Source organism: Pseudomonas sp. BF-R-24 (genome assembly GCF_019947335.1).
Classification (GTDB): Bacteria; Pseudomonadota; Gammaproteobacteria; order Pseudomonadales; family Pseudomonadaceae; genus Aquipseudomonas; species Aquipseudomonas jessenii.
The window spans coordinates 59,450-82,232 of record NZ_JAGYGG010000009.1 but is presented as its reverse complement, the minus strand read 5'-3'; the positions used below and the strand labels follow the sequence as shown (position 1 = coordinate 82,232).

Here is a 22,783-nt window from a genome sequence, read left to right as displayed (position 1 = left end):
CCGGAGGCTTGAACAATGAACAATCCATTCCCGGCTGAAACCCCCGATCCCAACATCGACAACCCGGTGATCCCACCCAGCGATCCGCAACCGGTGCCCGAACAGGATCCGCCCGGCACGAACCCGCCACCAAGGGAAGATCCGCCAACGACGATGCCGCCGGTGATTGTGCCCCCTGAATGACGACAGTTGATCGCTCCCATACTGCCGGGGAACGATCTCATTGGTGATCCTTGTCGATCAGTTTCACAATCCCCGGCATCACACTGAACACTCCCAGCGCCAACAACGTACTGAACACCGCCGTCGCCTCCCGGCCCAGCCCGGCCGCGACGCCGATGGCGGCGGTCATCCACAGGCCGGCGGCGGTGGTCAGGCCCTTGACGTGCCCCTCATCGCCGTCGCGATTTTTCAGGATAGTGCCAGCCCCCAGGAAGCCGATCCCGGCAATCACGCCCTGCACCACCCGGCTCATGGCATCGGCCTGTGAGCCGGACATCTGCGGCACCAACACGAACAACGCCGCCCCCATCGCCACCAGCATGTGGGTGCGCACGCCGGCGGCCTTGCCCTGGTGTTCACGCTCGAACCCGAGAATTCCGCCCAGCACCGCGGCCATCAACAGGCGCACGGTCACTCGCGTCAATTGCGAGGCATCGCCGATGTCGGCGAACTCGCCTTGCAGCGTCACCCAGACTTCGTGCCACCAAGTGTTCATGGGATTGTCCTTGTGAGGGGCCATGGACGGTGGACCGCAGCGACCATTAATCAGTTGCACAGAACGATGACCGGCGGTTGCGGCCTGAAACTTTAGTTTCCACTGAAAAAAGGATCCCGTCATGACCGTACGCATCGAGAACCAGACCTGCTTTTTCACCACTGAAAATGGCGAACTCATTCGTCTGTGTCCCGACGTCACCATCATCACCGACGGTGCCATGGCCATGTCGGCAGTGGACATCGAAGGCGAGCGCATCTACATCACGGAAGCCGAGGCCGACGCCTTGACCGTCGCAGGCGCGGTGGATGGACGCCGGCACCTGAAAGCTACCGACAGTGGTTCGGTGATTTGACCGGGTTTGATCCGCACTTGCCGCCGCTGTTTTGCAAAGCCCCATGGACCCCGCAGCGTCGGCTGCTTCAAGTTGTCGCAGTCCGTGCAAACATGGCCATCTGATCCGCTTTTTAATGCAATACCTGAGTCTGTTATGCAAACAGATCGCCGCTCATAGTGCTCATGCCTGATGGAGGCTGATGAGCGAATGACCATGAGCGAAAGAATCCCCGTCCGAACCGTAGAAACATTCGAGCCTTCGCGCCCCAAGATGAAGGCCAAATCCAGCGACAACCTGATCCACACCCGCAGCTTCACCGGGCTATACCGCAACCTGCGCATCAGCGGCGCCGGTTTTCTGTTTGTGCTGTTTTTCGGCACCGTGTGGCTGAACTGGGGCGGCCGCCAGGCGGTGCTCTGGGATCTTTCGCAAAGCAAGTTCCATATCTTCGGCGCGACCTTCTGGCCACAGGATTTCATCCTGCTCTCGGCGTTGTTGATCATTGCCGCGTTCGGCCTGTTTGCGATCACCGTGTTCGCGGGCCGGGTCTGGTGCGGCTACACCTGCCCACAAAGTTCATGGACCTGGATCTTCATGTGGTGCGAGAAGATCACCGAAGGCGAACGCAACCAGCGGATCAAGTTGCAAGCCGCGCCGTGGGGCCTGAACAAGCTGATGCGCCGCGCGGCCAAGCACACCTTGTGGCTGGCCATCAGCCTGCTGACCGGCCTGACCTTCGTCGGCTACTTCACGCCGATCCGGCCGTTGGCCGAAGAGCTGCTGACCTTCCAGATGAGTGGCGTCAGCCTGTTCTGGGTGCTGTTTTTCACCGGCGCCACGTACATCAATGCCGGTTGGCTGCGTGAAGCGGTGTGCATGCACATGTGTCCCTACGCGCGGTTCCAGAGCGTGATGTTCGACAAGGACACCCTGACCATTTCCTACGACGTGGCCCGTGGCGAGAGTCGTGGCCCACGCAAGCGCGAAGTCAAACCGGCCGAGGTCGGGCTGGGTGATTGCATCGATTGCCAGCTGTGCGTACAGGTCTGCCCCACCGGCATCGATATCCGCGACGGCTTGCAGATGGAATGCATCGGTTGTGCGGCGTGCATCGACGCCTGTGACTCGATCATGGACAAAATGGGCTACGCCCCAGGGTTGATCAGCTACACCTCCGAGCATCAGTTGCAGGGTGGCAAGACACACCTGCTGCGCCCACGTCTTATCGGCTACACCGCCGTGCTGCTAGTGATGATCGCAGCCCTGGTGATGGCACTGGTGGAACGACCGATGGTGTCCCTTGATGTCAGCAAGGACCGGGGCCTGTTCCGCGAGAACAGCCAGGGGCAGATCGAAAACATCTACAGTCTGAAGGTGATCAACAAAACCCAGCAGCGTCAGGACTATCAATTGAGCCTGGTGGATGCCGATGATTTCCAGTTGCAGGGCAGGACCGAATTCAGCCTGGCGCCGGGCGAGATTGTCGATGTGCCGGTGTCGGTGGCGATGCTCACGGAGCGTCCGGCCAGCAGTTCACAGAGCATCGGCTTCAAGGTGGTCGACAGCGATGAGCCTGGCGTCTACAGCGTGGCGAAGAGCCGGTTTGTGGCGCCAATGAATCGCTGAGCCTTTAAGATGCTGACCTTGGTGAAGTGCAGTCTTGTTTTGGCAATGCAATCCACTGTGGCGAGGGGGCTTGCCACAATTAATCGAACCGACTCCATTGCGGGACACCGATGAAACGCTACGAAAAATTCGCCGACGACATCGCAGAACTGATCCGCTCCGGCGTCCTGGGTCCCGGTCAGCGGGTGCCGTCGGTGCGCTACGCCAGCCAGACCTACGGGGTCAGCCCGTCGACGGTGTTCCAGGCCTATTACCTGCTGGAGCGTCGCGGCCTGATCCGCGCTCGGCCGCGCTCCGGCTATTTCGTCAACGCCCACGCACCCCGGCCGTTTTCCGAGCCGGTGATCAGCAATGAGGTCAACGAGTCGACGGAAGTCGACGTCAGCGAACTGGTGTTTTCGGTGCTCGACTCGATCAAGGACCCGAACACCGTGCCCTTCGGCTCGGCGTTCCCCAGCCCGACGCTGTTTCCCCTGCAACGTTTGTCCCGCTCCCTGGCCAGCGCCAGCCGCGACATGGATCCGCGCATGGTGGTCACCGACATGTCGCCGGGCAACCCGCAACTGCGCCGGCAAATCGCCCTGCGCTACATGGTCGGCGGGCTGATGTTGCCGATGGAGGAACTGCTGATCACCAACGGCGCCCTCGAAGCCCTGAACCTTTGCCTGCAAGCGGTGACCGAACCCGGCGATCTGGTGGCCATCGAAGCCCCGGCGTTCTACGCCTGTCTGCAAGTACTCGAACGCCTGAAACTCAAGGCCGTGGAAATTCCCGTGCACCCGCGCGATGGCATCGACCTCGGCGTGCTCGAGCAAACCCTGGAGCGGCATCCGATCAAGGCCTGCTGGTGCATGACCAGTTTCCAGAACCCCATGGGCGCGACCCTGCCCGAGGCCAAGAAACAGCAGCTTGTGGAATTGTTGCGGCGCCACCAGGTGCCGCTGATCGAAGACGATGTCTACGCCGAACTCTATTACGGCCAGCAAGCACCGAAACCAGCCAAGGCCTTTGATACCGAAGGCCTGGTGATGCACTGTGGTTCATTCGCCAAGAGCCTGGCCCCTGGCTACCGCATCGGCTGGGTGGCTGCCGGGCGTTACGCACAGAAAATCGAACGGCTGAAACTCATGACTTCGCTGTGCGCCTCGATGCCGGCCCAGGCGGCAATCGCCGATTACCTGCAACACGGCGGCTACGACCGGCACCTGCGTAAATTGCGCCACGCCCTGGAAGACCAGCAAAGCGCCATGCTCGCCGCCATCGCCCGCTATTTCCCGACGCAGACGCGGGTCAGCCAACCGGCCGGCGGGTACTTTCTGTGGCTGGAATTACCACAGCAGATGGATTCGTTGAAATTGTTCCAGATGGCATTGGCGCAAGGCATCAGCATTGCACCGGGGCCGATCTTTTCACCGACCCAGCGCTTCAGGAATTGTATTCGGTTGAATTACGGCAGCCCGTGGACCGAGGACTCGGAGAAGGCGATGGAGACGTTGGGGCGGATTGTGCGGTCGTTCTGATAAGCAGGTGTCGCCAGGTCTATTGCCTTCGCGAGCAAGCCCACTCCCACAAGGAATCTCCGGTGTTCACAGACTTTGCGTACACCACGGAACCCTGTGGGAGCGGGCTTGCCCGCGAAGAGGCCAGCACTGACAACGCAAACCTCAGATCAACGCCCACCACCAAGATCAACAAAAGTCCCCGTCGCATAAGAAGCCTTGTCCGACAACAACCAGACAATCGCCTCCGCCACTTCATCCGGCCGGCCGCCCCGCGCCATCGGAATCGCCGATTCCAGCTTGCTGACCCGATCCGGATCGCCGCTCAAGGCATGGAAATCGGTATAGATATAACCCGGACGCACGGCGTTGACCCGAATCCCCTCACCCGCCACTTCCTTGGACAGGCCGATGGTGAAGGTGTCCAGCGCGCCTTTGGACGCTGCGTAATCCACGTACTCGTTGGGCGATCCCAAACGCGAGGCGACCGACGATACGTTGACGATGCTGCCACCCTGCCCGCCGTGCCTGGGCGACATGCGCAGGATCGCGTGCTTGGCACAGAGCATCGGCGCCAGGACGTTGGTTTTCATGATTTTGAGAATGCGGAACTCGGACATTTCGTCGACCCGGGACTTCTGCCCGACGGTGCCGGCGTTGTTCACCAGCGCGGTAACCCGCCCCAGCTCACTGTCCACCCGATTGAACAGCGCGATCACTTCGTCTTCGATGCTGACGTCGGCCCGTACCGCAATGGCTTGCGCACCGAGGGCGCGGACTTGCTCCAGCACGCCGAATGCAGACTGTTCGTCCGCCTGATAGTTGATGCAGATCCGATAGCCCTGCGCGGCGGCCAACAGAGCGGTGGCGGCACCGATGCCGCGGCTACCGCCGGTGATGACGATGACTTTGTCCATGCGAGCTTTCCCCCAATCAAAGCTTAAGCGGTCGGGGGCAAGAATAACCGCCATTGGCGGTTTTTGCATGGCTTCACATCGGCTGTCATGTCATCGACATCTCGCGCCTGGCACTGGCTTTCAACTGCTCGACCAACTGCTCCCCGCGATGGATTTCCACCATGAAACCTGCGGCCGGCAGCGGATGCCCCAACAGGTAACCCTGCAACGAATCGCAGCCGAGTTGAGTCAGGAAGTCCTGCTGCACGCCGGTTTCCACGCCTTCGGCGACGATGCGCAACCCCAGCGCCTGACCGAGGGCGACGATGGCCGAAACGATGGCGGCGTCATCGCTGTCGCGCTCCAGGTCCCGGACAAAACCGCGATCGATCTTCAGCTCGTTGGCCGGCAGGCGTTTGAGGTACATCAAGCTCGAATAGCCGGTACCAAAATCGTCGATGGACAGGTCGACACCCATTTCCGACAGTTCCTGCAGCACCGTCATGCTCGCATCGGCATCGCTCATGGCGGTGGTTTCGGTGATTTCCAGGGTCAGGCTGTTGGGTGGCAGGTGGTGCGTCGCCAGCGCCTTGGCGACACTCTGGACCAGCCCGGCATGGCAAAACTGAATGGCCGAAAGGTTCACCGCGATGCGCCAGTCGGTGTAGCCCAGCACGTACCACTCGCGCATCTGACGGCAGGCTTCGTTGAGCACCCACTCGCCGATCGGAATGATCAGCCCGGTTTTTTCCGCCAGCTCGATGAATTTGTCCGGCAACAGCATTCCTTGAGTCGGGTGTTCCCAGCGCAACAAGGCCTCGGCGCCCACCGGCCGGCCATTGGCGGCGTCGAACTTGGGCTGGTAATGCAGGCTGAACTCCTGCTGTTCCACGGCATTGCGCAGATCCTGCAGCAATTGCAGCTGCTTGCGGGCGTTGTTGTTCATCGAGACATCGAAAAAGCTGTAGCCGTTTTTACCCGCGCCCTTGGCGTGGTACATCGCCGCGTCGGCGTTCATCAGCAGTTCGTGGGCGGACTGCCCGTTACCCGGGTAGAGCGCGATGCCGACACTGGCGGAAATGTGCAAATCATGTTCGGCAACCCGGAACGCGCGCGCGATCAACCCGACCTGACGGGCCGCCAGGTTCAAGGCGTCGTTCTGTTCGCTCAATTGCACCAGCAACACGAACTCATCGCCGCCGATCCGTGCCAGGGTGTCCTGGCTGCGCAAGTCTTCGCGCAGGCGCAGGGCCACTTCGCGCAACAACAGATCACCCATGTGGTGGCCGAAGGCATCGTTGACCGGTTTGAAGCCGTCCAGGTCGATGAACATCAGGGCAAAGCACCCCCCTTCTTCCCGGACCCGCGACATGGCCTGATCGATTCGATCGGCGAGCAAGGTCCGGTTCGGCAACCCGGTGAGGGTGTCATGCAGGGCCAATTGGGTCAGTTCACGGTTGGCCTCGGTCAGCGACTGGGCCAGGCTCGCGGTGCGAGCCTCCAGGCGTGCATCGAGGATCGAGGTCAGCAGGGCAATGCTTAGCACCGCCAACGTGGTGATCAGCACCAGGTTGTCCAGGCCATTGCCGCTCAATCCATTGACCGCCGCGCCACAAAAACTGCCGTCGGCAAAGCGTGCGGCGGCCATCCCGGTGTAGTGCATGCCGACGATGGCGATACCCATGATCACGGCGGCGCCACCACGGATCAGACGGACATAAGGCGTGTGCTGGCGCAGATGGAAAGCGATCCACAATGCTGCGCCCGAAGCACCGACAGCGATCAGCAGCGAGGCGCCGAACAGCGTCGGGTCATAGTCGATGCCCGGTTGCATGCGCATGGCGGCCATGCCGGTGTAGTGCATCGCGCTGATGCCGGCGCCCATGACCAACGCGCCAAAGGCCAGTTGCCAGGCCGGCAATTGCGGCTGGCTGACCAGCCACAGCGCAAAACCGCTGGAGAGCACGCCGATCAGCAACGACAACAGGGTGATGGTGCCGTCGTACCCCAGGTCGATCGGCAACTTGAACGCGAGCATGCCGATAAAGTGCATCGACCAGATGCCGATGCCCATGGCAACGGCCCCGCCCGCAGTCCACAAATGCACGGCGCGGCCTTTGGCGGTGGCAATGCGTCCGGTCAGGTCGAGTGCAGTGTATGAGGCGAGAATCGCTACACAGAGCGAAATGATGACCAGGGTGGGGGAATAGCTGCCGATGAGCATGGAGACTTCTCGCGAAAGCCCCCTTGTTAATGGCTTTTATTCTCGGGTGGGGGCAAATGCGGCGATTGTACTGATTCCAAATGAGAACGCACTCACAAAATGAGCAAAGGGCCATCAGTCCGATGAAACGCTTGTTTTAAGGTTTTACATTAACTTGCTTCAAGCTGCCGGCACCTGACAAAACCTGTGGGAGCGAGCTTGCTCGCGATAGCGGTGGGTCAGGCAACATCCATGCTGAATGTGACGCAGCCATCGCGAGCAAGCTCGCTCCCACAGGGATTGCAGCTACGCTATCGGTTTTCGCTCACCTCAAGCTGCCCGTCCCAGCCACCCCCCAACGCGGCAATCAACTGCACACTGGCTATCAGGCGGCTTTGCAACAGGTCCAGGTTGCTGCGTTCATTGTTCAGCGCCGCCGCCTGGGTCACCACCACATCGATGTACGCGATCAAACCGGCCTTGTACTGGTTCTGGGTCAGGCGCAACGATTCACGGGCGGCATCCAGTGCCTGTTGGCGCACGACGGCTTCATCCTCAAGCACCTTGAGCTGCACCAGGTAGTTTTCCACTTCGCGGAATCCGTCCAGTACGGTCTGGCGGTACTTGGCCACCGTTTCGTCATAGGCCGCTTCACTGCGGTCGACTTCCGCCGAGCGCTGGCCACCGTCGAACAGGGTCATGGCCAATTGCGGTCCGACCGACCAGAAGCGGTTCGGCAGGCTGAACAAGTCTTTCGAGGTACTGCTGCTGTAACCACCGTTCAAGCTCAGGGTCAGGTCCGGGTAATAGGCAGCCTTGGCCACACCGATGTTGGCGTTGGCGGCCATCACCGAGCGCTCGGCCGAAGCGATGTCCGGGCGACGCTCCAGCAACTGCGAAGGCAGCGCCAGCGGTACTTGCGGCAATTGCGGGATGTCCTGGCTTTGCGCCAGGCTGAACTCGGCCGGCGGCAGGCCGATCAGCACAGCGATGGCGTTCTCGAACTGGGCGCGTTGCCAGATCAGGTCGATCATATCGGCTTCGGTGCTTTTGAGCTGTGTCTGGGCCTGGGCCACCGCGTCCTTGCCCGATACGCCTGCGCGGTACTGGTTTTCGGTCATCTTCAACGAACGCTGATATGCCTCGACCGTGTCCTGGAGCAAGCGTTTCTGGCCATCGATCACGCGCAGTTGCAGGTAATTCTGCACCAGCTCCGACTGTTGACTCAGGCGCATGGCCGCCAGATCGGCAAAGCTTGCCTGGGCATTGGCGGTATCGGCTTCGAGGCCTCGGCGCAGCTTGCCCCATACGTCCGCTTCCCAACTGACGCCCGCCTGGGCCGAGTACGTGTCGCGAATACCGCTGGACGAACTGCTCAGGCTGGAGCTGCTGCTGCCGGTGCCCTGGCTTGAACGGTTCTTGCTGACGTTCAGGTCCACCGTCGGGAAAAACGCCCCGCGTGCACTGCGCACCAGGGCCTGGGCCTGGCGGTACTGCGCTTCGGACTGGGCGACGGTCTGGTTGGCGCTGTTGAGTTTTTCGATCAGGTCGTTGAGTTGCCGGTCGCCATACAACTCCCACCACGCGCCACGCGCCAGGGCATCGCTCGGGTTGGCCTGACGCCAGCCCTCCGCTGCCTTGTACTGCGCAGGCTCGGCGGTTTGCGGGCGCTGGTAATCCGGGCCGACGGCGCAGGCACTGAGCATCGCCACGCACAGTGACAGGCTCAACAGGCGCGAGCCTCGAGCCGTGATCAGCGGTGCAGCCAGGTTGAAAAGCGAACGGTCAGTCATAGCGGAGTTTCCAGAGCAACATCAGTACGCACCCCGCGCCATTTATTGAAGCGATGGCGCAGGTTGTCGAGATAGAGGTAAACCACCGGGGTGGTGTAAAGCGTCAGTACCTGGCTGAAGATCAGCCCGCCGATGATGGTCAGGCCCAGCGGCTGGCGCATTTCCGCCCCTTCGGCGCGGCTCAGCAGCAACGGCAAGGCACCGAGGATCGCCGCCAGGGTGGTCATCAGGATAGGTCGCAAACGTTGCAGGCAGGCGCTGCGGATCGATTCCAGCGGTGCCATGCCCTGGTTTCGTTCCAGTTGCAACGCCAGGTCGATCATCAGGATCGCGTTTTTCTTCACCACGCCGATCAGCAGAAACAGCCCCAGCAACGAAATCAGGCTGAACTCGCCGCCCAGCGCATAGATCGACAGCAACGCGCCGACCCCGGCCGACGGCAGGGTCGAGAGAATCGTCAGCGGGTGAATGTAGCTTTCGTACAGCACACCCAAGACCAGATACACCGCCACCAGCGCCCCCAGAATCATCCACGGCTGACTTTTTTGGGTCGCCGCGAAAGCGTTGGCTGTGCCGGCCATTTTCGCGATCACGTCTTCCGGCAGGCCGACCTTGGCAATCGCCCGCTCGATGGCGGCACCGCCCTGCTCCACGGTCACGCCTTCGGCCATGTCGAAGGCAATGCTCTCCGAAGCAAACTGGCCTTCGTGGCTGACCCGGTCGTTTTCCAGGCTGTTTTCGTAATGGGCGATGGTCGACAGCGGGATTCGCGCGCCGTCAGCGGTGATCACCTGGACTTGCGTGAGGGTGATCGGGTCCTGGGCGTATTTCGGATTGACCTCCATCACCACCTGGTACTGGTTAAGACTGTCGTAGATGGTCGAAATCTGCCGCTGACTGTAGGCGTTGTTCAGCACCGCCGTGACCATGTCCATGTCGACACCCAGACGCTTGGCCTGGTCACGGTCGACGATCAGGGTCACTTGGCGGGCGCCCCGGCCTTCCCGCGCATCGATCGCCGTCAGCTCCGGCAAGGCCCTGAGCGCGGTGACGACTTTCGGATACCACTCGCGCAATGCCCCCAGATCCCCGCTCTGCAGGATGTACGAGTATTGCGAGGTGGTCTGCTCACGGCCACCACCGAATTGCAGGTCCTGGTCCGCCATGAGCATCAGTTGTGCCCCGGGAACCTTGGGCATTTCCTTGCGCAGGCGTTCAATGACTTTCTGCGCGGAAATGCTGCGCTCCTTGATCGGCTTGAGGCGCACCAGCATGAAGGCGTTGTTGGTGCCGTTATTGCCGCCAATGAACCCGGCGACGCTTTCTACCGCCTCATCCTTCAACACCGCCCGGCGGAAAATCTCCATCTTCGGCTGCATCACACTGAACGACAGGCCGTCGTCGCCGCGCACGAAACCGATCAGCTGACCGGTATCTTGCTGTGGTAAAAATGTTTTAGGAACAACAATATACAACGCAATATTCACACCGATTGTCACGAACAGGCTGAGCAAGGTCAGGCGCTTGTGGCGCAGTACCCAGTCGAGGCTGGTGGCGTATTTGCCGACCATCCAGTCGTTGGTCCGCCGGCTCCAGCGTTGCAGGCGGTTCTCCTGCCCCGGCGTGTGCGGCTTGAGCCAGCGAGCGCAGAGCATCGGGGTCAGGGTCAACGACACCACCAGCGAGACCACGATGGCCGCCGCCAGGGTGATGGAGAATTCGCGGAACAGGCTTTCGATGATCCCGCCCATGAACAGGATCGACAGGAACACCGCCACCAGCGACACGTTCATCGACAGCAAGGTAAAACCGACTTCCTGGGCGCCGAGGTACGCGGCCCTCATCGGCCGCACGCCTTCGTCGATGTGCCGGGAAATGTTCTCCAGCACCACGATGGCATCGTCCACCACCAGCCCGGTGGCCAGGATCAGCGCCATCAGCGACAGGTTGTTCAGCGAAAAACCGTAGAGGTACATCACGGCAAAGGTACCGACCAGCGACACCGGCACCGCCAGGGTCGGGATCAGCGAGGCACGGAAGTTACCGAGGAACAGGAATACCACCAGGATCACCAGCGCCACGGCGATCAGCAGGGTCATTTCCGCCTCGTGCAGCGTGGCCTTGATCACCGGCGAGCGGTCCATGGCCAGGTTCAGCTTGACGCTGGCCGGCAGCACCGCCTGCAACGCCGGCAGCTGGGCCTTGATCTCGTTGACCGTCTCGATGATGTTCGCACCGGCCTGGCGATTGATCACCAGCAGCACTGCCGCGTCGTCGTTGAAGAAACCGCTGTTGTAACGGTCCTCGACGCCATCGCTGACCTTGGCCACATCCTTCAGGCGCAGGGCCGCGCCACCGTTGTAGTGGATGATCAGCGACTCGTAGTCCTTGGCTTTTTCCAGCTGATCGTTGGCCTGGACCTGCCACAGCCGCTGATCGTCTTCCACCGAGCCCTTGGGCCGGCGCACGTTGGCATTGGCGATGGTGTTGCGCACATCGTCCAGGGCCACGCCGTACTGGTTCAATGACTGCGGTTCAAGCTCGATACGTACCGCCGGCAACGAACTGCCGCCGATCTGCACCTCGCCGACGCCCTGCACCTGGGACAGGCTCTGGGACAGGATGGTCGATGCCAGGTCATAGAGCTGGCCTTTTTCCAGCACGTCCGACGTCAGCGACAGCACCATGATCGGCGCCTGGGACGGGTTGACCTTCTTGTAGGTCGGCATGCTGCGCATCCCGCTCGGCAGCAGGGTGCGCGAGGCGTTGATCGCTGCCTGCACTTCCCGCGCCGCGCCGTTGATGTCGCGGTCCAGGTCGAATTGCAGGATCACCCGGGTCGAACCCTGGCTGGACCGGCTGCTCATGGTGTTGACCCCGGCAATGCTGCCGAAGGAGCGCTCCAAAGGCGTGGCCACGGTCGACGCCATCACCTCGGGGCTGGCCCCGGGCAGGCTGGCCTGGACCACGATCACCGGAAAGTCCATTTGCGGCAGCGGCGACACGGGCAGCAAACCGAAGCTCACGCCGCCCAGCAGCATGATCGCCAGGCTCAGCAGCATGGTCGCGACCGGGCGCTTGATGAAAGGGCCGGAAAGGTTCATCGATGATTGCCCCCCGCACCAACCCACGAGCCCTGCTGCCCCCCTGTGGGAGCGGGCTTGCTCGCGAAGAGGGCCTTGCATTCAACATCCCTGTCGACTGACCGGACGCCTTCGCGAGCAAGCCCGCTCCCACAGGTTCTGCGGGGCGTCATACCGTCGCCTCCTGAGCGTCGGACTTGCCAAAACGCCGACCGAGACGGTCGAAGTACAGGTAGATCACAGGCGTGGTGAACAGCGTCAGAATCTGGCTCAGCAACAGGCCGCCGACCATCACCAGACCCAGCGGTTGGCGCAGTTCCGCGCCGGAACCGGTGGCCAGCATCAACGGCACGGCGCCGAACAAAGCCGCCAGGGTGGTCATCAGGATCGGCCGGAAACGCAGCAATGCCGCCTGATAGATCGCCGTCTGCGGGTCCATGCCCTGGTTGCGCTCGGCGTCGAGGGCGAAGTCGATCATCATGATCGCGTTCTTCTTCACGATTCCGATCAACAGGATGATGCCGATGATCGCGATCATGCCCAGGTCGTTGCCGCTGAGGATCAACGCCAGCAAGGCGCCCACCGCCGCCGAAGGCAAAGTCGAAAGAATGGTGATCGGGTGGATGTAGCTCTCGTAGAGCACACCCAGCACGATGTACATGGTCACCACCGCCGCCAGGATCAGCAGCAAGGTGCTCGACAACGAAGCCTGGAACGCCTGCGCCGCGCCCTGGAACTGGGTCTGCACGCCAATCGGCATGCCGATGTCCTTCTGCACCTGCTCGATGATCTCGACCGCATGCCCCAGCGCCACGCCGGGCGCGAGGTTGAAGGACATCATCACCGCCGGGAACTGGCCGATGTGGGTGATCGCCAGTTGCGCCTGACGCTCCTCGACATGCGCCAGGCTGGACAGGCGCACCTGACCGCCATCGATGGTCTTGACGTGAATCTGCTCCAGCGCCTGCGGGCCGATCTTCTCCCCTGACTGCGATTGCAGCACCACGCGGTACTGACTGGCCTGGGTGTAGATCGTGGAAATCTGCCGCTGACCAAAGGCGTCGTACAGCGCGTCGGTGATGTTCGACACCGACACACCGACCCGCGACGCCGCATCGCGGTCAATCACCAGGTAGACCTGCAAGCCCTTGTCCTGCAAATCGCTGGCGACGTCGGTCAATTCCGGCCGGTCGGCCAAGGCCTCGACCAGACGCCCGCTCCACAGGCTCAGCAGCTCCGAGTCCGGCGACGACATGCTGAACTGGTACTGCGTGCGGCTGACCCGGTCTTCGATGGTCAGGTCCTGCACCGGCTGCATGAACAGGCGGATGCCGACCAGTTTGTCCAGTTCCGGTTGCAGGCGGGCAATCACCTGCATGGCGCTCAGGTCGCGGTCGTTGTGCGACTTGAGGTTGATCAGCAACCGGCCGCTGTTGAGGGTCGAGTTGTCGCCGTCCACGCCAATGTAGGAGGACAGGCTCTCGACCGCCGGGTCGGCCAGGATGACCTTGGCCAGTTCCTGCTGGCGCTCGCTCATGGCGGCGAAGGAAATCGATTGCGGCGCTTCGGAAATGCCCTGGATGACGCCGGTGTCCTGCACCGGGAAGAAGCCCTTGGGCACCACCATGTACAGCAATACCGTCAGCGCCAAGGTGCCAATGGCCACCATCAAGGTCAGCGGCTGGTGCTTGAGCACCCACTGCAACTTGCGCCCGTAGGCGGCGATCATCCAGTCGATGAACGCTCCGCTGGCACGGTAGAAGCGGCCCTGCTCTGCTTCCTTGGGTTCACGCTTGAGCAACCGCGCGCACATCATCGGCGTCAGGGTCAGGGAAACGACCAGGGAAATCAGGATCGCTACCGCCAGCGTAATAGCAAATTCGCGGAACAACCGCCCGACCACGTCCGCCATGAACAGCAGCGGGATCAGCACGGCGATCAGCGACAACGTCAGGGAGATCAGGGTGAAACCGATCTGTTTGGCGCCCTTGAGCGCCGCGTTCAGCGGGCTGTCGCCCTCCTCGATGAAACGCGAAATGTTCTCCAGCATGACGATCGCATCGTCCACCACGAAACCGGTGGCGATGGTCAGGGCCATCAGGGTCAGGTTATTGACCGAGAACCCAGCCAGGTACATCACGCCGAACGTACCGATCAGCGACAGCGGCACGGCCACCGACGGAATGATCGTGGCGCTGGCGCGACGCAGGAACAGGAAGGTGACCATGACCACCAGGGCGATGGCGATCAGCAATTCGTGCTGCACGTCCTTGACCGAGGCGCGGATGGTCTGGGTGCGGTCGGTCAGCACCACCACGTCGAGGCCGGCCGGCAGGTTGTCGGTGATGCTCGGCAGCAGGGCCTTGATCCGGTCCACCACCTCGATCACGTTGGCGCCGGGCTGACGCTGGATGTTCAGCAGCACGGCCTGGTTCTCATTGGCCCACGCCGCGAGCCGCTCGTTCTCGGCGCCGTCGACGATCTCCGCCACGTCCTTGAGCCGCAACGGCGCGCCGTTGGCGTAGGCCAGGATCAGGTTGGCGTAGTCCTTGGGCGACGTCAGTTGATCGTTGGCATCGAGCATCGAGACCCGGGTCGGGCCGTCGAAGTTGCCTTTGGGCTGGTTGACGTTGGAGGCGCCGATCAGCGTGCGCACATCCGACAGGTTCAGGCCGTTGGCCGCCAAAGCCTCGGGATTGACCTTGATCCGCACGGCCTGGCGTTGACCACCGGCAATGCTGACCATGCCGACGCCGCTGATCTGGGCAATCTTCTGCGCCATGCGCGTATCGACCAGATCGTTGAGCTTGGGCAACAACATGGTCTTGGAAGTGATGGCCAAGGTCAGCACCGGCGTATCGGCCGGGTTGACCTTGTTGTACACCGGCGGTGCCGGCAGGTCCTTGGGCAACAGGTTGGTCGCGGCGTTGATCGCCGCCTGCACTTGCTGCTCGGCCACATCCATGTTGATGTCGAGGCTGAACCGCAGGGTCAGCACCGACGCGCCGCCGGAACTGGTGGACGCCATTTGCGTCAAGCCGGGCATCTGCCCGAACTGCCGCTCAAGTGGCGCGGTCACCGCGCTGGTCATGACATCCGGACTGGCGCCGGGGTACAAGGTCATGACGCGAATGGTCGGGTAATCGACCTGGGGCAACGCCGACACCGGCAGCAACCGGTAGGCGATGACGCCGGCCAGGATAATCGCCAGCATGCTCAGCGTGGTGGCTACCGGGCGAAGGATGAACAGCCGCGAGAGATTCATGCGCCGCCCTTTTTCGCCTTGTCGGTGGTCGCAGGCTCAGCCGCGTTGACCGCCGATTTGCCTTGCAGGTGTTCGGTCGGCGTGGTCGGCACGTCCTGGCTGTCGTTGACCACCTCCACATCGCTGCCGTCTTTCAGGCGGTCAGTGCCTTCCAGTACGACCCGATCGCCCGCCGACAGTCCTTCGGTGACCACAGTGTTCAGGCCGTCGCTGGCGCCGACTTTCAACTGACGGATCTTGACCTTCTTGTCACCGTCCAGGACATAGGCGAACGTGCCGTTGGTGCCGAACTGGATCGCGGCGGAAGGCGCCAGTACCACGTCTTTGAGGGTGTCGGCCAACAGGCGCACATTGACGAACTGGTTGGGGAACAGCGACTGATCGCGGTTCTCGTAACGGGCCTTGAATTTCAGCGTGCCGGTGGTGACATCGATCTGGTTGTCCAGGCTCTGCAGCACGCCCGTGGCTTGCAGTTTGGTATCACCGCGGTCCCAGGCTTCAGCCGGCAGTTTGGCGCCGCTGCGATAACGGGCCAGCACGGTGTCGAGGCTGTTTTCCGGCAGGGTGAAGGCCACGCTGATCGGTTGGGTCTGGGTGATGATCGCCAATGCGGTAGTGTCATTGGCCGCTACCAGGTTGCCGACGTCCAGTTGACGCAGGCCGACGCGACCGGTGATCGGGGCGCGGATCCTGGTGAATTCGAGGTTGAGCCTGGCGTCGTTGACCGCCGCCTGATTGGTCTTGACCGTGCCCTGGAACTGACCGACCAGCGCTTCGGCGGTGTCCAGGGTCTGCTTGGCAATACTGTCTTCGCGGTACAGGCCGCGATAACGCTCGACGTCGACCTGGGCGTTTTTCAGCTGCGCCTGATTCTGCAGCAAGGTGCCCTCGGCCTGAAGCAAGGCATTCTGGTAAGGGCGCGGGTCGATTTCGACGAGCATGTCGCCGGCCTTGACCATCTGCCCTTCTTCGAAATAGATCTTGACCAACTCACCGCCAACGCGACTGCGGACATTGATGGTGTTGAGCGCCGTGACCGTGCCCAACGCCTTGAAATACAGCGGGAAGTCACCGGTGACTGCCGGAGCCACTCGCACCGGCACCGGCCCGGACGCGCCACCGAATCCCGGGCGCATCCCGCCCGACCTGCCGGTATGCCCGGCGACGGCTTTCTGCCCCGTAGCCTCTTTGGGTGCAGCGCTGCCGGGCCAGAATTTCCAGCACAGGCCAGCGATGACCAACAGGACAAGCAGGCCGAACAGCCAGCGACGAGGACTACGGGAAGCGGAGGATTGCATTGAGTGATCAACCATTGGGCGCGTGGGCTTTTTTACATGAGGCTGAACGATAAGCACTGGCGGGTTTTAAGCAAAGCGCCTTTACCGGCAATTTACCTTCGGCTTACGTAACAGGAGAATTATCCAAGACACTGAAACACAAATGAAAACGGCCTGGACAGGGCCAGGCCGTTAAACATTGTAAAGCCCGGCTTATTTCAGAACAGCAAGTGCCGCGTCATAGTTCGGCTCGTCAGCGATTTCGCCAACCAGTTCGCTGTGCAGCACGTTGTCGTTTTCGTCCAGAACCACGACGGCACGAGCGGTCAAGCCTTTGAGCGGGCCGTCGGCGATGGCCACGCCGTAGTTCTGGATGAACTCGACACCACGCAGGGTCGACAGGTTCTGTACGTTTTCCAGGCCTTCGGCACCGCAGAAACGGGCCTGGGCGAACGGCAGGTCAGCGGAGATGCACAGCACGACAGTGTTGTCGACGCTGCTGGCCTTGGCGTTGAACTGGCGCACGGAGGTGGCGCAGGTCGGGGTATCAACGCTTGGGAAGATGTTCAGCACTTTGCGCTTGCCGGCAAAGTCCTTCAGGGTGACGTCGGACAGATTGCCGGCAACCAGGGAAAAGGCTGGCGCCTTGGAACCGGCTTGTGGCAGTTGGCCGTTGACTTGAACCGGGTTGCCTTTGAGAGTGACTTGAGCCATGAACGGAGTCCTTCTGAACGTTGTGGTGGAGAATTTTGACGAGGCCGAAGTTAACCACGAAATTGTCCGACGACCTATGGTCAAACATAAATTGTCATGTATCAGAGCACAAAATTGGATACACGTGCCCTCCCATACACCACAAGACCCTGTGGGAGCGGGCTTGCTCGCGAATACGGCAGCACATTCAGCATCGCCGGGACTGACAGATCGCTTTCGCGAGCAAGTCGGATCGCCGCACCGCCGCTCCCACAGGGACAGCGGTGTTACTTGAGCAACCGCAACATATTGCGATGGCGCGCCTCGAAAATCCGTCGCATATAGCCATTGACCAGCAACCACTCCACCGGCGCGCCGCCAATCGCCGAATACGTCACCCGGTCGGTGTATAGCGTACCGCCCTCTCCCGCTGCGACCCGATGTTCATGACGAAAGGCGCGCATCGGCCCGTTGAGCATTTCGTCGATGAAATGCCACTCACCGACCTCACGGATCACCACCGTCCAGTTCGACGGAAGAACATTGAACATCCAGTGCCTGAAACGAAACTGTCGACCTGCCTCGATGTGCAGGTTATTCAGGTCGATATCGCCCAGCGGTGTGATGCGTTCGGGGAAGATTTTCGGAAAGTTCACGCCTTCGAGGCAGAAGTCGAGGACTTGCCCAGGCGAGCGATTGGGGATGAGGGTCGTGAGTTCCAGGACAGGCATGAGCAGTGGCAATCCATTGGCCGAGGGACCCGCAGGCTACCATCACACCAAAGCCCCATGCATCCCCTTGGGGGTATCACTAAAACTTGTTGCAGTTTTTTGTTAGAGGGTTGTCGATTCAGACGCTGATCATTCGACTATCAAGTAACTCACTTACCCCCCAATGGAGAAAAGCCATGCGATTCATGATCATCATCAAGGCCAGCCAGGATTCCGAAGCCGGCGTGATGCCCAGCCAGGAACTGTTGACCGCCATGGGTAACTACAATGAAGAACTGGTCAAGGCCGGCATCATGCTCGCGGGCGAAGGCCTGCACCCGAGCAGCAAAGGCGCTCGTATAAAGTTTTCAGGTGACAAACGCACGGTGATCGACGGCCCCTTCATCGAAACCAAGGAACTGATTGCCGGTTTCTGGTTGTGGAAAGTGAAGTCCAAAGAAGAAGCCATCGAATGGGTCAAGCGCTGCCCCAACCCGATGCCGGGCACCGAGGCCGAGATCGAGATTCGCCAGGTGTTTGAAGCGGAAGATTTTGGTGCAGAGTTCACACCGGAACTGCGCGAGCAGGAACAGCGGGTTTGGGAACAGGCGAAGAAGAACTGAGGTTGACTGAACCGGCTATTGCTTGAGTTTCCTGTGGGAGCGAGCCTGCTCGCGAAGAGGTCGTCATATCCAACGCATATATTGACTGACAGGCCGCCTTCGCGAGCAGGCTCGCTCCTGCATCGGCTAGATAGCTACTTAACTTGTTTGGGCAAACGCTTGATCCGTATTAACTTTTTAGTACACGAAATTCACGAGAAACCGCCCACAAAACGAAAGAATTAATCCTTCCTACTGGTTAACCCGCGGTTAACTGCTAAGTTCATCTGACGAGTCCTACAGGCTTGATCGGAAAGGGATTACGCAGTTACGGCCAGATTCAGGGGCCGTCTGCCCAATCAGCCACCAGGGAACGGGGGGATTAATGTCTAAGAATTTGCGGAAGTACGCCTTTGTATGGGTGACTTCATTCGCACCTGCTTTTTGTGCTCACGCGGATAACGCCGAGACCGCCAACAAAAGCAACAACCCGCTGAACCTGGCACCCGGTATAAACCTGCAGGATTACTACACACCCAAGCTGTTCGATACCAACGCTCACACCAATGATGCGCTGCTGCGCGGCGCCCTTCCGATGGCAGCCAATGACGTCATAGGCGTCCCGCAGTTGCTGCGCGTCACGCTCCCCGTCAGCACCCGACCCGATCCGCACAACGGCTACAGCACCGGCATCGGCGACCTGAACGTATTCGACATTTTCCTGCTCAAGACCGAAGGCGTGCAGCTGGGCATCGGCCCGCAAATCACTGCGCCGACCGCCGAGCAGGATGAACTGGGAACCGGCAAATGGCAGGCCGGCCTGTCCGCCATCGCCATCGACTCCTCGCCGCGCGGACTCCTCGGCGCACTGGTGCAATACCAGAGTTCGTTCGCCGGTGATCACGACCGCCCTCACGTGGAATCTGCGACCTTCCAGCCGTTCATCATCCACAACCTGGAAAAGGGCTGGTACCTGCGTTCCACCGGCACCTGGACATTCGATCTGAAAAACGACACGCACTACATCCCCATCGGTTTGGGTGGCGGCAAAGCGTGGAAATCCGGCACCAATATCATTAACGCCTTTGTTGAACCGCAATGGACCGTGGATCACAAAGGCAAAGGCCTGCCGCAGTTCACGCTGTACGCAGGGATCAACGTGACCTTCGGCAAATAAGGATTCTCTCTATATGCACGGTGCCATTCGCGCAGCCGGTTTCAGCCTGATGACCATGTTCGTCAGTTGCGGGGTCGGTGCCCAGGACCTGGACACCCGTATCGGCAAAATCGCCATGGAGGGCGAACTGCCGACCCATGAATCCATTGCCAGACTGTATGCCGAACTGGATTTCCAGCAAGCGACTCAGAGTTACCTCTGGGCGTTGCCGCTGGTGTCTTACGCGCAATGGCAGGAAGAGTTCCGCGACAAGCTGGGCGCCCGCAGCGGCGACCTGATGGTGCTCAACAGTTACGAGGACAAGCTCGGCGTGATCACCGCCAATGCCACCACGCCATACATCCTCGGCTTCGTCGACCTCAACGAAACCGGGCCGCTGGTGATCGAACTGCCACCCGGCCCGACTGCCGGCGGTATTGGTGATTTCTGGCAACGGGCGATCATCGACATGGGCCAGACCGGTCCGGACAAAGGCAAGGGCGGCAAGTACCTGGTACTGCCACCGGGCGCCGAGCCGCCGGCCGATGCCGGTAAATATTACCTGGCCAAGTCGGAAACCATGAACGTGCTGGTAGGTTTCCGTGTGCTCGACCCGGACCCGGCCAAAGGCAAGGCACTGGTCGAGCAATTCAAGATGCACCCGTACGCCAAAGGCGTCGAGCCGACCAAGACCAAACTGCTCTCCCCCGCAGGCAAAGCCTGGTCCGGCACCCAGCCGCGAGGCCTCGCATACTGGGAACGCTTGCACCAGATCATCCAGAAGGAACCGGTCAACGAGCGCGACCGTTTCTACATGGCCATGCTCGCCAGCCTTGGGATCGAGAAGGACAAGCCGTTCAATCCCACCGAAGCCCAGCGCAATGCCCTGGAACAAGGCGCGCAGGTCGGTGAGCTGATCGCCAAGGCCAATACTTTCGCCAAGCGTTTCCCCGGTGCCCAGTACTGGCCGGACCGGCAGTGGGACACCGTGCTGAACATCGCCGAGCCATCACAGCGCGTCGCCTACTATGACCAGCTGTGGGAACGTAGCGCCTGGTTTTACGAGGCAGTGACCAACACCAAAGGCATGGTTTCGAAAACCCCGGGGCTGGGCCAGACCTATCTCGGTGCCTACACCGACGCCAAGGGCAACTGGCTCGACGGCGGCAAGAGCTATCGGCTGCACGTCGGCGCCAACCCGCCGGCCAAGCAGTTCTGGTCGATGACCGTGTACGACATCGCCAGCCGCTGCCTGATCGACAACCCGCAGCGCAAGGCCGATTTGTCGTCCCGTCAAGATCTGAAAAAGAACGCCGATGGCTCGGTGGACCTGTACTTCGGTCCGACCGCGCCACAAGGTTTCGAGAGCAATTGGGTGCAAACCCTGCCGGGCAAACACTGGTTCAGCTACTTCCGCCTGTATGCCCCGACCGAAGCCTATTTCGACAAGAGCTGGAAACTCGACGACATCACGGCCGTTGAATGACGCCCGGAAATTCACCAAGGAAGTACGATGAATAACCGCAATTTGCTGCTGACCGGCCTGACCCTTGCCCTGAGTACCAGTGCCTGGGCCGACTTCACCGCCACCCCGGAAGAAGCCCGGGGCATCGCCAGGGAAGCCTATCTGTACGGCTTCCCGGTGGTAGAGATGTACAAGACGCTCTACACCCAGGCCGTGGACAGGAAGAGCCCGAACTTCAAGGCGCCGTTCAACCAGATCGGCAACACGGCCAAGGCTTTCACCGCCAGGGACACCGCGTTCGTCACGCCGAATGCCGACACGCCCTACTCCTTCGTCTGGATGGATTTGCGTGCCGAGCCGGTGGTACTGACCCTGCCGGCCATCGAAGAACACCGCTACTACTCGGTGCAGCTGATTGATGCCTACACGCAGAACTTTGCGTACCTGGGCACCCGCAGTACCGGCAACAACGGCGGCCACTTCATGGTCGCCGGGCCCAACTGGCAGGGCCAGCAACCGCTGAACATCGACCGTTTGCTACGCAGTGAAAGCAACATTGCCTATGCGCTGTATCGCACCCAGCTGTTCGATGAAAAGGACCTGGCCAAGGTCAGGCAGATCCAGAAGGGTTACAAGGTTGAAAGCCTGAGCCATTACGATAAACGCAAAGCCCCGCCTGCCGCGCCGAAGATCGACTGGCCAAAACCCACGCCGACCATGAGCGAAACCCCGGACCTGTTCCGTTACCTTAACTTCATGCTGTCGTTCGCTCCGGCCCAGGATGTCGAGAAGGACCTGCTTGCGCGATTCGCCAAAATCGGTGTCGAAGCCGGCAAGCCGTTCAAGCTGACCGACCTCAGCGCCGAGCAACGCAAAGCGCTGGAAGACGGCATCAGCGATGCCAAGGCTGAGTTTGCCGAGTTCAAGAAGACCAAAGTCGATACCCACGTGGTCAGCAGCGACGATCTGTTCGGCACCCGCGATCACCTCAAGGGTAATTATCTGTACCGCTATGCTGGCGCCAACATGGGGATCTTCGGCAACTCCGCCGAAGAGGCCAACTACATCGGTTATTTCGTCGACAAGGACGGCAAGCCGGTCGATGCGTCGAAAACCGACTACACCCTGCACTTCGACAAGGGCGCTCTGCCCCCGGCCGATGCGTTCTGGTCGCTGACCATGTACGACGGCAAGAACAAATTGCTGGTGGCCAACCCGCTCAATCGCTACCTGATCAACTCGCGCATGCTGCCCGACCTCAAGCTCGATGCCGACGGCGGCCTGACCCTGTACGTGCAGCACAAGGCACCGGCCAAAGACCTGCAAAGCAACTGGCTACCAGCCCCGGGTGGTCCGTTCTACGGGATTTTGCGTTTGTATCTGCCAAAACCGGAAGTCACCAACGGCCAATGGCACATGCCGTTGCTGACTCCTGTCACCCCAAAACAATAAACGGAGTC

Annotated in this window: 17 protein-coding genes; 8 read left to right on the top strand and 9 right to left on the bottom strand. The window is 60.9% G+C overall.

Annotation, left to right across the window (positions count from 1 at the left end):
* Positions 1-15: 15 nt before the first annotated feature.
* Positions 16-183 carry a hypothetical protein gene (locus tag KGA98_RS09855; protein ID WP_198530240.1) on the top strand — a complete coding sequence of 56 codons (168 nt, stop codon included), beginning with the start codon at positions 16-18 and terminating at the stop codon, positions 181-183.
* Positions 184-220: 37 nt separating this feature from the next.
* Here KGA98_RS09855 and KGA98_RS09850 read toward each other — a convergent pair whose 3' ends face one another.
* On the bottom strand, positions 221-718 hold the full coding sequence (locus tag KGA98_RS09850) for an MgtC/SapB family protein (protein WP_057714964.1): 498 nt from the start codon (positions 716-718) through the stop codon (positions 221-223).
* Between the two features lie 121 nt (positions 719-839).
* Between KGA98_RS09850 and KGA98_RS09845 the strand changes: the two genes are divergently transcribed.
* From KGA98_RS09845 to mapR, 3 genes are all read left to right on the top strand, one after another.
* Positions 840-1,073, top strand: coding sequence for a DUF3203 family protein (locus KGA98_RS09845; RefSeq protein ID WP_057714965.1), 234 nt, complete (start codon positions 840-842; stop codon positions 1,071-1,073).
* 195 nt (positions 1,074-1,268) lie between these two features.
* Entirely contained in the window at positions 1,269-2,681 is a 1,413-nt protein-coding gene (gene ccoG / locus KGA98_RS09840; RefSeq protein WP_223502210.1) for a cytochrome c oxidase accessory protein CcoG, read from the top strand.
* 110 nt (positions 2,682-2,791) lie between these two features.
* Entirely contained in the window at positions 2,792-4,201 is a 1,410-nt protein-coding gene (gene mapR, locus KGA98_RS09835) for a GntR family transcriptional regulator MpaR (protein WP_223502209.1), read from the top strand.
* Between the two features lie 149 nt (positions 4,202-4,350).
* On the opposite strand, the gene KGA98_RS09825 is transcribed toward mapR, so the two are convergent.
* From KGA98_RS09825 to KGA98_RS09785, 8 genes are all read right to left on the bottom strand, one after another.
* The gene (locus KGA98_RS09825; RefSeq protein ID WP_057714967.1) at positions 4,351-5,097 is read right to left on the bottom strand and encodes an SDR family oxidoreductase; all 747 of its coding nucleotides are present in this window, start codon (positions 5,095-5,097) and stop codon (positions 4,351-4,353) included.
* A gap of 85 nt (positions 5,098-5,182) precedes the next feature.
* The gene (locus KGA98_RS09820) at positions 5,183-7,300 is read right to left on the bottom strand and encodes a putative bifunctional diguanylate cyclase/phosphodiesterase (RefSeq protein WP_223502208.1); all 2,118 of its coding nucleotides are present in this window, start codon (positions 7,298-7,300) and stop codon (positions 5,183-5,185) included.
* 290 nt (positions 7,301-7,590) lie between these two features.
* The gene (locus tag KGA98_RS09815; protein ID WP_223502207.1) at positions 7,591-9,072 is read right to left on the bottom strand and encodes an efflux transporter outer membrane subunit; all 1,482 of its coding nucleotides are present in this window, start codon (positions 9,070-9,072) and stop codon (positions 7,591-7,593) included.
* Positions 9,069-12,176: an efflux RND transporter permease subunit gene (locus KGA98_RS09810; protein WP_223502206.1), complete on the bottom strand. Its 3,108-nt coding sequence runs from the start codon at positions 12,174-12,176 to the stop codon at positions 9,069-9,071. The genes KGA98_RS09815 and KGA98_RS09810 overlap by 4 nt, the downstream gene beginning before the upstream one ends.
* Positions 12,177-12,324: 148 nt before the next feature.
* Complete coding sequence (locus KGA98_RS09800; protein ID WP_223502205.1) at positions 12,325-15,420, bottom strand: MdtB/MuxB family multidrug efflux RND transporter permease subunit; 3,096 nt, start codon at positions 15,418-15,420, stop codon at positions 12,325-12,327.
* A complete protein-coding gene (locus KGA98_RS09795) occupies positions 15,417-16,733 on the bottom strand; it encodes an MdtA/MuxA family multidrug efflux RND transporter periplasmic adaptor subunit (protein ID WP_090455059.1) in 1,317 nt (438 codons plus the stop codon). The genes KGA98_RS09800 and KGA98_RS09795 overlap by 4 nt, the downstream gene beginning before the upstream one ends.
* Before the next feature lie 177 nt (positions 16,734-16,910).
* Positions 16,911-17,411: a thiol peroxidase gene (gene tpx / locus KGA98_RS09790; RefSeq protein ID WP_223502204.1), complete on the bottom strand. Its 501-nt coding sequence runs from the start codon at positions 17,409-17,411 to the stop codon at positions 16,911-16,913.
* Between the two features lie 266 nt (positions 17,412-17,677).
* On the bottom strand, positions 17,678-18,121 hold the full coding sequence (locus KGA98_RS09785) for an SRPBCC family protein (protein WP_150813813.1): 444 nt from the start codon (positions 18,119-18,121) through the stop codon (positions 17,678-17,680).
* A gap of 176 nt (positions 18,122-18,297) precedes the next feature.
* Here KGA98_RS09785 and KGA98_RS09780 point away from each other — a divergent pair, with 176 nt between their 5' ends.
* The 4 genes from KGA98_RS09780 to KGA98_RS09765 all read left to right on the top strand — a co-directional run bounded on the left by KGA98_RS09780 (position 18,298) and on the right by KGA98_RS09765 (position 22,775).
* Positions 18,298-18,723, top strand: a complete 426-nt coding sequence (locus tag KGA98_RS09780) for a YciI family protein (RefSeq protein ID WP_057714975.1) — start codon at positions 18,298-18,300, stop codon at positions 18,721-18,723.
* Positions 18,724-19,087: 364 nt separating this feature from the next.
* Complete coding sequence (locus KGA98_RS09775; protein ID WP_223502203.1) at positions 19,088-19,879, top strand: hypothetical protein; 792 nt, start codon at positions 19,088-19,090, stop codon at positions 19,877-19,879.
* A 13-nt stretch (positions 19,880-19,892) separates the two neighbouring features.
* Positions 19,893-21,344, top strand: a complete 1,452-nt coding sequence (locus tag KGA98_RS09770; protein ID WP_223502202.1) for a DUF1254 domain-containing protein — start codon at positions 19,893-19,895, stop codon at positions 21,342-21,344.
* Between the two features lie 27 nt (positions 21,345-21,371).
* Positions 21,372-22,775 (top strand): DUF1254 domain-containing protein, encoded by a 1,404-nt coding sequence (locus tag KGA98_RS09765; protein ID WP_223502201.1) that lies wholly within the window; start codon positions 21,372-21,374, stop codon positions 22,773-22,775.
* Positions 22,776-22,783 lie beyond the last annotated feature (8 nt).

Coding starts and splice junctions, on each gene's coding strand:
- KGA98_RS09855 (WP_198530240.1), top strand. CDS start 16: ATGAACAATCCATTCCCGGCTGAAACCCCCGATCCCAACATCGACAAC.
- KGA98_RS09850 (WP_057714964.1), bottom strand. CDS start 718: ATGAACACTTGGTGGCACGAAGTCTGGGTGACGCTGCAAGGCGAGTTC.
- KGA98_RS09845 (WP_057714965.1), top strand. CDS start 840: ATGACCGTACGCATCGAGAACCAGACCTGCTTTTTCACCACTGAAAAT.
- ccoG (WP_223502210.1), top strand. CDS start 1,269: ATGAGCGAAAGAATCCCCGTCCGAACCGTAGAAACATTCGAGCCTTCG.
- mapR (WP_223502209.1), top strand. CDS start 2,792: ATGAAACGCTACGAAAAATTCGCCGACGACATCGCAGAACTGATCCGC.
- KGA98_RS09825 (WP_057714967.1), bottom strand. CDS start 5,097: ATGGACAAAGTCATCGTCATCACCGGCGGTAGCCGCGGCATCGGTGCC.
- KGA98_RS09820 (WP_223502208.1), bottom strand. CDS start 7,300: ATGCTCATCGGCAGCTATTCCCCCACCCTGGTCATCATTTCGCTCTGT.
- KGA98_RS09815 (WP_223502207.1), bottom strand. CDS start 9,072: ATGACTGACCGTTCGCTTTTCAACCTGGCTGCACCGCTGATCACGGCT.
- KGA98_RS09810 (WP_223502206.1), bottom strand. CDS start 12,176: ATGAACCTTTCCGGCCCTTTCATCAAGCGCCCGGTCGCGACCATGCTG.
- KGA98_RS09800 (WP_223502205.1), bottom strand. CDS start 15,420: ATGAATCTCTCGCGGCTGTTCATCCTTCGCCCGGTAGCCACCACGCTG.
- KGA98_RS09795 (WP_090455059.1), bottom strand. CDS start 16,733: ATGGTTGATCACTCAATGCAATCCTCCGCTTCCCGTAGTCCTCGTCGC.
- tpx (WP_223502204.1), bottom strand. CDS start 17,411: ATGGCTCAAGTCACTCTCAAAGGCAACCCGGTTCAAGTCAACGGCCAA.
- KGA98_RS09785 (WP_150813813.1), bottom strand. CDS start 18,121: ATGCCTGTCCTGGAACTCACGACCCTCATCCCCAATCGCTCGCCTGGG.
- KGA98_RS09780 (WP_057714975.1), top strand. CDS start 18,298: ATGCGATTCATGATCATCATCAAGGCCAGCCAGGATTCCGAAGCCGGC.
- KGA98_RS09775 (WP_223502203.1), top strand. CDS start 19,088: ATGTCTAAGAATTTGCGGAAGTACGCCTTTGTATGGGTGACTTCATTC.
- KGA98_RS09770 (WP_223502202.1), top strand. CDS start 19,893: ATGCACGGTGCCATTCGCGCAGCCGGTTTCAGCCTGATGACCATGTTC.
- KGA98_RS09765 (WP_223502201.1), top strand. CDS start 21,372: ATGAATAACCGCAATTTGCTGCTGACCGGCCTGACCCTTGCCCTGAGT.